The organism is Streptomyces sp. NPDC107538, from assembly GCF_055657445.1.
Map to the genome: position 1 here is coordinate 986,367 of NZ_JBVKAY010000002.1, position 11,968 is coordinate 998,334.

Sequence of the window (11,968 nt, forward strand, 5' to 3'; positions counted from 1 at the left end):
AGGATAGGCGGACGGTGGGACAATGAGACGGGTGATCCCCTGCACAGGAGGTGGATCATGGGACAGGCACGCGAGCTGATGGACCAGCTCACCGAGGCACTGACCACACACCAGGACCCCAAGACCGTCGCGAACCTCTTCGCGGAGGACGCGGTCGCGCACACCCCCGACGGCGGCGAGCTGCACGGCCGGGACGACATCGCCGAGTACTGGCGGCAGATGACGGACGCCGTGCCCGACGCGACCTACGAGTCCCTCTCCTCGTTCGAGGTCGGCGACACCGCCGTCGACGAGGGCGTCTACAGCGGCCGGAACACGGGCCCGCTGGCCTTCCCCGACGGTACGTCCATCCCGGCCACCCAGCGGGAGATCCGGATCCGCGGCGTGGACTTCGCCACGGTCCGCGACGGCCGGATCACCAGCTACCGGCTCTACTTCGACCAGCTGGAGTTCCTGAACCAACTGGGCCTGCTGCCGGAGGAGTTGGCACAGCCGTCGTAACGGCGACCCCGGTCAACCGGGGCGCCGGCCACGGCCACCCACGGCGTCGACCACGGTCACCCCGGGGCGTCGACCACTGTCACCCCCCGCGCGGCGCGTACATGATCACCGCCATGCCCGCGAGGCAGATCAGCGCGCCCGTCACGTCCCAGCGGTCGGGCCGGTAGCCGTCCGCGACCATCCCCCAGGCGATCGACCCGGCGACGAAGATCCCGCCGTACGCGGCGAGGATCCGCCCGAAGTGCGCGTCCGGCTGGAACGTCGCCACGAACCCGTACGCCCCCAGCGCCACGACCCCCGCCCCGACCCACACCCACCCCCGATGCTCCCGCACCCCCTGCCACACCAGCCAGGCCCCACCGATCTCGAACAGGGCGGCAAGCAGGAACAGAGCGGCGGAGCGGGCGACGACCATGCCGCCCACCTTCCCACGGCGCTTTCGCGCGGATCCCCTCCGCCGGCTCAGCCCTTCACGCACACCACCTGCTTCAGCTTCGCCACCACCTGCACCAGGTCCCGCTGCTGGTCGATGACCTGCTCGATCGGCTTGTAGGCGCCCGGGATCTCGTCCACGACACCGGAGTCCTTGCGGCACTCCACGCCCCGTGTCTGCTCCTCCAGGTCCTTCGTCGAGAAGCGCCGCTTCGCCGCCGTCCGGCTCATCCGCCGACCGGCGCCGTGGGAGGCCGAGTTGAAGGCCTTCTCGTTGCCGAGACCCTTCACGATGTACGAACCGGTGCCCATCGAGCCCGGGATGATCCCGTACTCGCCGGAGCCCGCGCGGATCGCGCCCTTGCGGGTCACCAGAAGGTCCATGCCGTCGTAGCGCTCCTCGGCCACATAGTTGTGGTGGGCGCTGATCTCGGGCTCGAAGGCCGGCTTCGCCTTCTTGAACTCCCTGCGGACGACGCCCTTGAGAAGCGCCATCATGATCGAGCGGTTGTACTTCGCGTACTCCTGCGCCCAGAACAGATCGTTGCGGTACGCCGCCATCTGCGGGGTGTCCGCGACGAAGACGGCGAGGTCGCGGTCGACCAGGCCCTGGTTGTGCGGGAGCTTCTGGGCGATGCCGATGTGATGCTCCGCCAGCTCCTTGCCGATGTTCCGGGAGCCGGAGTGCAGCATCAGCCAGACAGAACCGGTCGAATCCGTGCAGACCTCAACAAAATGATTTCCGCCGCCGAGCGTTCCCATCTGCTTCCCCGCCCGGTCGTGACGGAACTTGACCGCCTCCGCGACCCCGTCGAACCGCCCCCAGAACCCGTCCCACCCCCCGATGGCGAAGCCGTGCAGCTGCCCGGGGTCGACAGGCTCGGCGTGCAGGCCCCGGCCCACCGGGATCGCCTGTTCGATCTTCGACCGGAGCCGGGAGAGGTCCCCGGGGAGGTCGTTGGCGGTCAGGGACGTCTTCACCGCGGACATTCCGCAGCCGATGTCGACGCCGACCGCCGCGGGACAGACGGCTCCCCGCATGGCGATGACGGAGCCGACCGTCGCGCCCTTCCCGTAATGCACGTCCGGCATCACGGCCAGGCCCTTGATCCAGGGGAGGGTCGCGACATTGCGGAGCTGCTGCAGCGCGCCCTCCTCGACCGACGCGGGGTCGGTCCACATCCGTATCGGCACCTTCGCGCCCGGTATCTCGACGTACGACAAAACGCCCTCATTCCCCCGAAATTCAGATCAAAGTCTCAGAACGCAAAAGCGGCGCCAAGGTCCACGAAAAGGGATGCCGGACCGGCGTCCACGGCAGTGCGTGCGATACACATGGTGCCCGGGGGCCACCCCCGGGCGGCAAGTGAATAACCACAGGCCACAGGACAGGACAGCGCAGGCGTCCCGAGGGACCCCGTCGAGAGGAGCCCCACCGTGCAGCGGAAGGCGTACGTACCCGGCGTCGCCGTGCTCCTCGCGGCACTGCTGGCCGCGTGCACGGGATCGAGCGACGACGGCTCCCCCGACGACCCCCGCCCGGGCGAGGCCACCACCTCGGCCACCGTCGCCCAGCCCGGCCGCTACGACACGCTCCCCGAACCCTGCGGCTCGGTCGAACAGGGCACCCTCGACACCCTCCTCCCCGGCATCAAGCAGCTCCCCGACGCGGCCCAGCGCGAGCAGGCGTACGAGGGCGAGGCCACGCAGACGTACGACACGGACCGCAAGGCCGGCTGCCGCTGGAAGGTGGAGTCCGCGGACGCCACCCACTATCTGTTCGTCGACTTCGAGCGGGTCGTGTCGTACGACAACGCGGTCAGCGACGACAGCAAGGCGCAGGAGGTGTACGGCGGCAAGGTCGAGGCGGCCGACCTCCCCGAACCCACGCCGACCACCTCCGAGGCAGCCGAGGAGTCCGAGGAGGAGAGCGAGGGGACGGACGAGCCCGGAGGGACGGAGACGACCGGCGACGCCGCCACCGCCGACGACACCCCGTCGACGGACGCCGCCACCTCCCCCTCCTCCGCGCCCTCCGCATCCTCCGGCTCGTCCTCTTCCTCCACCGCCTCCCCGAGCCCGTCCGGCACCCCCGCCTCCCTCCTCCCCCGCGTCCTCGACGGTCTCGGCGACGAGGCGTTCCTCGACGACGCGCTCGGCACCAGCAAGCAGCGGACCGTGACTGTGGTGTTCCGCACGTCCAACGTGATCGTGACCGTCGAGTACGAGGAGCAGCCGGCGACCACGACGGTGGTGCCGGACAGTGAGGAAATGCAGGACAGGGCCCGGAATCTGGCGGAGCGGCTGGCCGAGGCGTTCGACGACTGAGGGTCGTTCGGGGGTGGTTGGGGCGGGCGCGCGAACCACCTGAATCAGGGCCGGGCTTCTGCATCACCGCGTACGGTGGCCTCTCGGAACACGATCCGCTTATCCGTTAGCCAGTTATCCGTTTGCCAGAATGTGTCCGTTTGTGTCCGATTGCGAAGGAACCATGCGACGAGCCGCAGAGTCAGACCAGCATCAGTCACCGCGCAGCGAGCGTTCGCCACAGGCGGCGCCCGTCGGGCGGCGCGGACGCTCGGGCCGCTCCCGGGTCCTCGTGGGCGCGGCGGTCGTCCCGGTGATGCTGCTGGCGGTCGGCTGTTCGTCGGACTCCGGCTCGGACAGCGCCTCCGGTGACGAGACCCCGGCGGGGCTCGACCGGTCGGCGTCGCAGAGCCAGGCGCCGAAGGTGGTCGCGGCCAAGTACGCGACGCTGCCGGACGCGTGCGAGGTGTTCTCCGACAAGACGCTGAAGTCGGTGGTGCCGGAGGGCGTGAAGTCCGGGAAGGCCATCAACGCCGCCGAGCAGAACGTGACCGGCGACTGCCGCTGGATCAGCCTCGACAACAACGGGGTCGACGGCTCCCAGTACCGCTGGCTGAGCGTGTCCCTGCACCTGTTGGCCTCGAACGAGGCGAACGGCCCCGGCGAGGACCGCGCGGCCAAGGCGTACGAGGCGAAGGTGACCGCGGCGAAGGCCGTGGACGGGGCGAAGAAGGTCAAGACGGAGCCGCTGACGGGCACCGGTGACCAGGCGACGGTGATCACGTACGACCTGAAGAAGGACGACGACACCTTCAAGCAGCAGACGATCGTGGTGCGCACGGAGAACGTGGTCATCACGCTCGACTACAACGGCGCCGGTCTGGCCGGCGAGAAGACACCGGACGCGGCGGCGCTGCTGAAGTCCGCGAAGTCCGCCGCCAAGGAGGCGGTGGAGGCCATCGAGGACGCCAACGACGGTACGGACGCCTCGGCTTCCCCGTCGAAGAGCCCCTCGAAGAGCCCCTCGAAGAGCGCCTCGAAGAGCCCCTCGAAGGGCGCCTCCAAGACACCGTCCGCGGACCCGACCAAGGCCTCGTCCTCCGGGGGTTCGGGCGCGGACGTGAGTTCCGACTCGGGCGGCGACTCGGATTCCGATTCGGACTCGGGTTCGTCCACCTCCGGCAGCCGGAAGACGAAGTCGTAGTTCCGCTTCCCCTTCTTCACCTGGCGTTTTCCCGGAGCCCGGTCCCCGCGGGGGCCGGGCTCGACGTCATCCGGCCATCCGTCCGCCGCACACATGTGCCACTCTGTTGCGCGCAACAACACGCAAGGGGAGGGGAGTACGGGTGGCCGCGCCAATGCAGCTGACTCGAATGCACCGCGTTCTCATCGGCGTGGTCGTGTTCGGCGCCGTCATCATCGCCGGGATCGGCTTCGCTGGTTCGTACGCGGCGGTACGGGCGCTCGCCGTCCAGAAGGGCTTCGGGAACTTCTCCTACGTCTTCCCGATCGGCATCGACGCGGGCATCTGCGTCCTGCTGGCCCTGGACCTCCTCCTGACCTGGATGCGCATCCCCTTCCCGATGCTGCGCCAGACGGCGTGGCTGCTGACGGCGGCGACGATCGCGTTCAACGGCGCGGCGGCCTGGCCGGATCCGCTGGGTGTCGGCATGCACGGCGTGATCCCGATCCTGTTCGTCGTCTCCGTCGAGGCGGCCCGGCACGCGATCGGCCGGATCGCCGACATCACCGCCGACAAGCACATGGAGGGCGTCCGCCTCACCCGCTGGCTCCTCTCCCCCCTCCCCACCTTCCTCCTCTGGCGCCGGATGAAGCTCTGGGAACTGCGCTCCTACGAGCAGGTCATCAAGCTGGAGCAGGAACGTCTCGTCTACCAGGCCCGCCTCCGCTCCCGCTACGGCCGCGCCTGGCGCCGCAAGGCCCCGGTCGAATCCCTCATGCCCCTCCGCCTGGCCCGCTACGGCGTCCCCCTCGCGGAAACGGCCCCAGCGGGCCTCGCAGCGGCGGGCATCGAACCGGCGGTACTGCCACCGGCGCCGATGCAGGAGCTGACGCCGATGGCCGACGCCGGGGGCAGCGCCCTCCCTGCGGCGGCCGCCGCGGCACCGGCCGACACAGCTGCGGGCAATCGTGCCGGAGCGAACGCCGCCCTCCCTGCGGCTGCCGCCGACGCCGCCGCCGTAGCTGCGGGCAATCGTGCCGCTGGGGCGGCTCCCGTCCCACAGAGAGCGGCACCTCCCAGCGAGCAGCGCGCTCTCCCCGAGGCCAACCAACTCCCCGAGCGACTGGAAAACGAACCCCCGGTCGAAAGCCCCTGGCTCCACGCCCGCCACCCCATGGAGGTCCCCTACCAGGGCGGCTACGACCCCTCGTACAACCCGGAGGAGGAGTACGAGGAGTGGTACGAGGACCAGTACCGCCGCTTCGAGCCGGACCCCCGCGACCCCCGCTTCCAGCAGCAGCAGTTCGAGGCCCCCGAGCTCCAGCCCCAGCCCCAGCCCCAGGAACCCTCCTCGGAGGAGACCGGCAGCTTCCCCATCCCGGCGGGCCCGAACCGCACCCGCGAACTGGGCGACGGCGGCGGCTCCCCGGAGCCCACGGAGGAGGACTACTACCAGGTCTTCCGCGAGAACACCAAGGGCGGCAACGGAGCCCCCACCCCCCGCGCACTCATCGCCGACATAGAGGCGACGTACAGCATCACCCTCGACGAGGCCGAGGCCAAGCGCATGGTGAACCGCTTCTCCAACCGCCTCAACGCGGAACTGACGGACGAACACATCGCATAACCAACACCCGTGCATACGAGGAGGGGCGCCCGGTGATGATCACCGGGCGCCCCTCCTCGTGTTCACGACGCGGCCTTACCCCCCGAGCAGGACCCGCACCCGCTCCTGCCCCACCGCCAGCAACAGCGTGGGCAGCCGCGGCCCCGTGTCCCGCCCGACCAGCAGGTGGTACAGCAGCGCGAAGAACGACCGCTGGGCCGTCTTGATCTCCGGCGGCAGCTCCTTGGGCGTGGCGTCCGCCGAGAACCCGGCCTGCACCTTGGGCACGCCGTAGACGAGATGCGTCAGCCCGTCGAGCGACCAGTGCTCCGCGAGCCCGTCGAGCAGCAGCCGCAGCGACTGCTGGGACGCCTCGTCGAGGGACTTCAGCAGCTCGGCGTCGGCCTCCTCGCGCACGATGGTCCGCTGGTCGGCGGGGACCTGGGTGTTGATCCACGCCTCGGCCCTGTCGAGCCGCGGCCGTACCTCGTCGAGGCCGGACAGCGGGTCGGTGGGGTCGAGTTCGCTGAGGATGCGCAGGGTCTGGTCCTCGGCGCCTGCGGTGATGTCGGCGACGGACGCGAGGGTCCGGTACGGCATCGGCCGGGGAGTGCGCGGCAGCTCACCGGCGGCGGTCCGCACGGCACGCGAGTGGGCGGCGATGTCGGCGGGCAGGGCGGACCCGTCCGCGACCTTGGCGTCGAGCTTGTCCCACTCGTCGTAGAGCCGCTGGATCTCCTGGTCGAAGGCGATCTTGAAGGACTGGTTGGGCCGGCGGCGCGCGTAGAGCCAGCGCAGCAGCTGCGGCTCCATGATCTTCAGTGCGTCGGCGGGCGTCGGCACACCGCCCTTGGACGACGACATCTTGGCCATGCCGCTGATCCCGACGAAGGCGTACATCGGCCCGATGGGCTGCTTGCCCCCGAAGATCCCGACGATCTGCCCACCGACCTGGAAGGAGGACCCCGGCGACGAGTGGTCGACACCGCTGGGCTCGAAGACGACACCCTCGTACGCCCACCGCATCGGCCAGTCGACCTTCCAGACGAGCTTGCCGCGGTTGAACTCGTTCAGCGCGACGGTCTCGGAGAAGCCGCAGGCCGTGCAGGTGTAGGTCAGCTCGGTGGTGTCGTCGTCGTAGGCGGTGACGGTGGTGAGGTCCTTGCCGCACCCCCCGCAGTAGGGCTTGTACGGGAAGTACCCGGCGGTGCCGGAGCTGCCGTCGTCCTCCCCGGCGGCACCGGAGCCCTCGGCGGCCTCCAGCTCGGCCTCGTCCACCGGCTTCTGCGACTGCTTCTTCGCCGAGCCCGCCGGTGCCTTCTTGGTGCGGTACTGGTCGAGGATCGCGTCGATGTCACCGCGGTGCTTCATCGCGTGCAGGATCTGCTCGCGGTACACGCCGGAGGTGTACTGCGCGGTCTGGCTGATCCCGTCGAACTCGACGCCCATCTCGGCGAGCGCGTCGATCATCGCCGCCTTGAAGTGCTCGGCCCAGTTGGGGTGGGCGGAGCCGGCCGGGGCGGGGACGGAGGTCAGCGGCTTGCCGATGTGCTCCGCCCAGGAGCCGTCGACGCCGTCGACGCCGGCCGGGACCTTGCGGTACCGGTCGTAGTCGTCCCAGGAGATCAGATGCCGGACCTGGTGCCCTCGGCGGCGGATCTCGTCGGCGACGAGGTGCGGAGTCATGACCTCGCGGAGATTGCCGAGGTGGATCGGGCCGGACGGGGAGAGCCCGGACGCGACGACGACGACCGGAGCGGTGGCGAGTGATGTCGGTTTGTCCGCGGCCCGACGCTCCGACTCCTCGATGACCTCATCCGCGAAACGGGAGACCCAGTCGGTGGTCTCGGTGCTCTGAGCCACGATCGGCACGTCCTCTTTTTCTGAAGGTTGTCCATGGCCGCCGGTACGGTCCCCGGCCGACGGCCCCATTCTCCCAGCCTTTCACTCCGTGGGTCGAACCGGGCGCCCAATAACTCGGGGGTACGGGTCGTCTTGCGTCTGCGGGCCCGGTGGGGCTTCCCGCGCAGTTCCCCGCGCCCCTGAAAAGCCGGGGCTGCGCCCCATGCTTTTCAGGCCCGCAGGGCCTGGGTCTTTTAGGGGCGCGGGGAACTGCGCGAGAAGCCCCACCGAACCCGCACCCGCCCACGCACCCGAACCCCCCACCCCCCGAGGCGCCCAGAAAAACCCCTTTACCCCCGTGGGATACTGAACGACATCCACCCGTACCCCGAGGAGAACGGCTCCCCCTGATGGCCCCGGTCACGTCCCTCACCGCCTCCGTCGACGCGCGCCTCGCCGACGCCCTCGCTTCCACCCTCCCGGAAGCCGACGGAGTCGACCCCCTGCTGCGCCGCAGCGACCGGGCGGACTACCAGGCGAACGGGATCCTCGCCCTCGCGAAGAAGGCGAAGGCCAACCCGAGGGAGCTGGCGACCCAGGTCGTCGCCCGGGTGGAGTCCGGCGAGCTGATCAAGGAGATCGAGGTCTCCGGCCCCGGCTTCCTGAACATCACCCTCACCGACCGCGCGATCACCGAGAACCTCGCGGCCCGGTACACGGACGCGGAGGACCGCCTCGGCGTCCCCACAGCGGAGCGCCCCGGCACGACGGTCATCGACTACGCCCAGCCGAACGTGGCGAAGGAGATGCACGTCGGCCACCTCCGCTCCGCCGTGATCGGTGACGCGGTCGTCCAGATCCTGGAGTTCACCGGCGAGAACGTGGTCCGCAGGCACCACATCGGCGACTGGGGCACCCAGTTCGGCATGCTCATCCAGTATCTGGACGAGCACCCGCACGAGCTGGACCACAAGGACACCGAGGTGAGCGGCGAGGAGGCGATGTCGAACCTCGACCGCCTCTACAAGTCCGCCCGGAAACTGTTCGACTCCGACGAGGAGTTCAAGACGCGGGCCCGCCGCAGGGTGGTCGACCTCCAGGCCGGCGACCCGCACACCCTCGCCACCTGGCAGAAGTTCGTCGACGAGTCGAAGATCTACTTCTTCTCCGTCTTCGAGAAGCTGGACATGGAGATCCGGGACCCGGACATCGTCGGCGAGTCGGGCTACAACGACATGCTGGACGAGACGTGCCGCCTCCTGGAGGAGTCGGGAGTCGCGGTCCGCTCGGAGGGTGCCCTCTGTGTCTTCTTCGACGACATCAAGGGCCCCGAGGGCAACCCGGTCCCCCTGATCGTCAAGAAGTCGGACGGCGGCTACGGCTACGCGGCCACCGACCTCTCCGCGATCCGGGACCGCGTCTTCCACCTCAAGGCGAACTCCCTCCTCTACGTCGTGGACGCCCGCCAGTCCCTGCACTTCAAGATGGTCTTCGAGACCGCGCGCCGGGCGGGCTGGCTGAACGACGAGGACGTCAAGGCGTTCCAGCTGGCCTTCGGCACGGTCCTCGGCAAGGACGGCAAGCCGTTCAAGACCCGTGAGGGCGAGACGATCCGCCTGGTCGACCTCCTCGACGAGGCGATCGAGCGTGCCACGACCGTCGTCCGGGAGAAGGCCGAGAAGGTGGGCCTGACGGAGGAGGAGATCGTCGAGAACGGCCGGTACGTCGGCATCGGCGCGGTGAAGTACGCCGACCTGTCGACCTCGGCCGTACGGGACTACAAGTTCGACCTGGACCAGATGGTCTCGCTCAACGGCGACACCTCCGTCTACCTCCAGTACGCGTACGCCCGTATCCAGTCCATCCTGCGCAAGGCGGGCGGTTCGGCGAGCCCCGCCGCCCACCCGGAGCTGGAACTGGCCCCGGCCGAGCGCGCGTTGGGCCTGCACCTGGACCAGTTCGGGGAGACCGTGGCCGAGGTCGCGGCGTCGTACGAGCCGCACAAGCTGGCCGCGTACCTCTTCAAGCTGGCGACCCTGCTGACCACGTTCTACGACCAGTGCCCGGTCCTGAAGGCCGACACCCCGGCCCAGATGGAGAACCGCCTGTTCCTGGTCGACCTGACGGCCCGCACCCTGCACCGGGGCATGGGCCTCCTGGGCATCAGGACACCCGAGAAGCTCTGAGGGCGCCCGGTCGTCGGGGCTGGTCCGGTCGGTCAGGGCTGGTGCTGGCGCGGTGCCTCCTGGGAGTCCGTTCCCAGGAGGCGCTCCAGCGCCGCGACACGGTCGTTCGCGGTGACCTGTTCTCTCCTCAGCTCGTCGATGCGCCGGTTGACCTGCTCACGGTGGTAGCCCCCCCGCACCACCGCGATGTCCTGGCCGGCGTCAGCGGACGCCATCCGGGCCGACGGGTTCTCGATGCGGCGCTGCCTGGCCAGACCGTAGGCGATGGCGATCTGGGTCAAGGCCTCCAGCCGCACGGTGTCGCGTTCCTCGCGCGAGGTGTCTGCCGTGGTCTTCTCCACGATCTTTTCCGTGATGAACACTTGTTCCAGCGCGGCGGCATTGGCCCGGGCCCTGTCCCGTACGACCGCGAGCCTCACCATGAACTCGTCCACCTGCTCAGGGTCGTAACCCCGCCGCACAATGTCGAAGCGGTCGGCGGAGCGGTCGGAGCCGGTCCGGCCCTGCCTCGTGTCGACGGCCTGGCTGATCTCCTCGCGCAGGGCGGCGATCGACTTGCCGACCGCACCCCACGACACCTCGTTCGGCACCTCGTTCCAGGAATCCCACATGGTCGACGGCACGTCGGCCTCGCCCCGCTCCTCGTCCCGGATCTGCCGCGCCTCCTCCGCGACGAGACCCCGGGCCTTCTCCTCGGCCTCCGCGACGATCCGCTCGGCCTCCGCACGCGCCGCCGCCAGGTTCTTCTCCGCCTCCGCACGTGACTCTTCGAGGAGGCGGCGAGCCTGCTGCTCGGCGCTGGCGCGGAGTTGCTCCGCCCATGCCACGTTCTCGTTGACGCGCGACTCAACGGTCCGGCGGCGCTCAGCCAGCTCCTCGTCGAGCCGGCTCAGCCGGGACGCGGACTCGACGAGCGACTCGCGCATCAGAGCGGCCGCCGCCTCCCGCGTCTTCCCGAGGATCCGCCCGGCCACCGACCCGGCGTGCCCCAGCTGCGCGATCCCGAGAACGTCCTCGCCGGGCAGCATGACGGCCTGGTCGACCAGCACCGCGCTCAGGGCTTCACGGACGGCGGCGGCGTTGGCAGGGCGGTCCTCGGGTCGCTTGGCGAGCAGGCTCAGAACAAGGTCGTTCAAGGCGGCCGGGAGACCTTCGACATGAGAGGCCGGCGCTCTCGGCGTGTCCTCCATCTGCATGCGGAGCACGGCCCACTGGGTGGCGCTGCTGAACGGCGGCGCGCCCGTCACCGCGTGGTAGAGCAGGCACCCCAGCGAGTAGAGATCACTGCGGTGGTCGATCTCCCGGACACCCTCGGCCTGCTCCGGGGACATGTACATGGGGGATCCGAGCGGTGTGCCGGTGACCGTGAGATCGCGGGCGCCGATGGTGTCCCCCATGAACTTCGCGACCCCGAAGTCGAGGACCTTCACCGTCCCCTCGGGAGTGAGCAGGACGTTGGCGGGCTTGATGTCACGGTGGACGACACCCTGACCGTGCGCGGCACCCAGCGCCTCGGCGATCTGCGCGGCCCACCCGACGGCGAGCGGCCACGGCGCGGGCGCGAGCTCCTTCAGCCGCTTGTACAGCGGAACACCCCGGACGAGTTCCATGACCAGATAGAGGGTCCTGCGCCGGTCCTCGACGGACACCTCGCCCCAGTCGTGCACGGTGACGATGTTCTGGTGGGAGAGCCGCCCCGCCAGCTGCACCTCGCGCTGGAACCGCGCCTGCGTCTCCGCCTCGCCCGTCCCGTACTGCGGATGCACGACCTTGACCGCGACATCCCGCCGCATCCGCTCGTCCTGCGCGGCCCAGACCTGCCCCATGCCGCCGGACCCCAGCAGACCGGTGATCCTGAACCGCCCGGCGAGCACCTCGTTCAGCACCGGTCCCCTCCCCCGTCCGCGGACT

Annotated in this window: 9 protein-coding genes; 5 read left to right on the forward strand and 4 right to left on the reverse strand. The window is 69.8% G+C overall.

Features of this window, described 5'->3' with window-relative positions:
• The first annotated feature begins 57 nt into the window (after positions 1-57).
• On the forward strand, positions 58-501 hold the full coding sequence (locus ACZ7MG_RS10310; protein ID WP_471385043.1) for an ester cyclase: 444 nt from the start codon (positions 58-60) through the stop codon (positions 499-501).
• Positions 502-580: 79 nt separating this feature from the next.
• On the opposite strand, the gene ACZ7MG_RS10315 is transcribed toward ACZ7MG_RS10310, so the two are convergent.
• Both ACZ7MG_RS10315 and ACZ7MG_RS10320 read right to left on the reverse strand, forming a co-directional pair.
• Positions 581-916, reverse strand: coding sequence for a YnfA family protein (locus tag ACZ7MG_RS10315; RefSeq protein ID WP_336542425.1), 336 nt, complete (start codon positions 914-916; stop codon positions 581-583).
• A 47-nt stretch (positions 917-963) separates the two neighbouring features.
• The gene (locus tag ACZ7MG_RS10320; protein ID WP_471385041.1) at positions 964-2,157 is read right to left on the reverse strand and encodes an RtcB family protein; all 1,194 of its coding nucleotides are present in this window, start codon (positions 2,155-2,157) and stop codon (positions 964-966) included.
• Between the two features lie 213 nt (positions 2,158-2,370).
• Here ACZ7MG_RS10320 and ACZ7MG_RS10325 point away from each other — a divergent pair, with 213 nt between their 5' ends.
• The 3 genes from ACZ7MG_RS10325 to ACZ7MG_RS10335 all read left to right on the forward strand — a co-directional run bounded on the left by ACZ7MG_RS10325 (position 2,371) and on the right by ACZ7MG_RS10335 (position 6,050).
• Positions 2,371-3,261 (forward strand): DUF3558 domain-containing protein, encoded by an 891-nt coding sequence (locus ACZ7MG_RS10325; RefSeq protein ID WP_471385040.1) that lies wholly within the window; start codon positions 2,371-2,373, stop codon positions 3,259-3,261.
• Positions 3,262-3,424: 163 nt separating this feature from the next.
• The gene (locus tag ACZ7MG_RS10330) at positions 3,425-4,444 is read left to right on the forward strand and encodes a hypothetical protein (RefSeq protein ID WP_471385038.1); all 1,020 of its coding nucleotides are present in this window, start codon (positions 3,425-3,427) and stop codon (positions 4,442-4,444) included.
• Between the two features lie 154 nt (positions 4,445-4,598).
• Positions 4,599-6,050 (forward strand): DUF2637 domain-containing protein, encoded by a 1,452-nt coding sequence (locus ACZ7MG_RS10335; protein ID WP_471385036.1) that lies wholly within the window; start codon positions 4,599-4,601, stop codon positions 6,048-6,050.
• Between the two features lie 75 nt (positions 6,051-6,125).
• On the opposite strand, the gene lysS is transcribed toward ACZ7MG_RS10335, so the two are convergent.
• Positions 6,126-7,901, reverse strand: coding sequence for a lysine--tRNA ligase (lysS, locus tag ACZ7MG_RS10340; protein ID WP_471385034.1), 1,776 nt, complete (start codon positions 7,899-7,901; stop codon positions 6,126-6,128).
• 380 nt (positions 7,902-8,281) lie between these two features.
• Here lysS and argS point away from each other — a divergent pair, with 380 nt between their 5' ends.
• Entirely contained in the window at positions 8,282-10,057 is a 1,776-nt protein-coding gene (gene argS, locus ACZ7MG_RS10345) for an arginine--tRNA ligase (protein ID WP_471385032.1), read from the forward strand.
• Positions 10,058-10,089: 32 nt separating this feature from the next.
• Here argS and ACZ7MG_RS10350 read toward each other — a convergent pair whose 3' ends face one another.
• A complete protein-coding gene (locus ACZ7MG_RS10350; RefSeq protein ID WP_471385030.1) occupies positions 10,090-11,943 on the reverse strand; it encodes a protein kinase domain-containing protein in 1,854 nt (617 codons plus the stop codon).
• Positions 11,944-11,968 lie beyond the last annotated feature (25 nt).

Excerpts from the sequence above, each read along its gene's own strand:
- ACZ7MG_RS10335 (WP_471385036.1), top strand. The coding sequence starts at position 4,599 with ATGCAGCTGACTCGAATGCACCGCGTTCTCATCGGCGTGGTCGTGTTC.
- ACZ7MG_RS10315 (WP_336542425.1), bottom strand. The coding sequence starts at position 916 with ATGGTCGTCGCCCGCTCCGCCGCTCTGTTCCTGCTTGCCGCCCTGTTC.
- argS (WP_471385032.1), top strand. The coding sequence starts at position 8,282 with ATGGCCCCGGTCACGTCCCTCACCGCCTCCGTCGACGCGCGCCTCGCC.
- ACZ7MG_RS10330 (WP_471385038.1), top strand. The coding sequence starts at position 3,425 with ATGCGACGAGCCGCAGAGTCAGACCAGCATCAGTCACCGCGCAGCGAG.
- ACZ7MG_RS10310 (WP_471385043.1), top strand. The coding sequence starts at position 58 with ATGGGACAGGCACGCGAGCTGATGGACCAGCTCACCGAGGCACTGACC.